General features: G+C 67.1%; 1 protein-coding gene. It reads right to left on the bottom strand.

Features of this window, described 5'->3' with window-relative positions:
* Positions 1-43: 43 nt before the first annotated feature.
* A partial coding sequence (locus GV790_RS29280) for a hypothetical protein (RefSeq protein ID WP_218586495.1) occupies positions 44-350 on the bottom strand: 307 nt, incomplete at its 5' end.

Below are 350 nucleotides of genomic sequence, written 5' to 3'. Positions count from 1 at the left end.
GCCCGAGCCAATGGCGCACCGCCCGCGCCACAGCCCTCGAAGACTATCGAGGATCGCCGCCCGCACAGGGCTCGTACACCGCGCCGGCATAGTCCGGCACCTCGGGAGTCGGTGAGCCCGCGAAGGGAGCCTGCTCCTTCCATGAGGTCTCGGTGATAGCGGGGGGAAGGTAGGCATTCTGGACCGACTCCCACAGCGCGGGCGCGGCCGCGGGCGAGACTCCGACGAGCCCCGCCAGGAGTTGGGCCACCGTCGCAGCGTTCTTAGGATCCTGCGAGAAGTCGTAGGCATCCCACATGGCCTTGCAGTAGTTCAGTACGTCGTTCGGGCGATTCTCGATGGTCTCGCAC

Source organism: Nocardia cyriacigeorgica (genome assembly GCF_010858045.1).
In the GTDB taxonomy this organism is placed as follows: domain Bacteria; phylum Actinomycetota; class Actinomycetes; order Mycobacteriales; family Mycobacteriaceae; genus Nocardia; species Nocardia cyriacigeorgica_E.
This window is presented reverse-complemented; position numbering and strand designations above follow the sequence as displayed.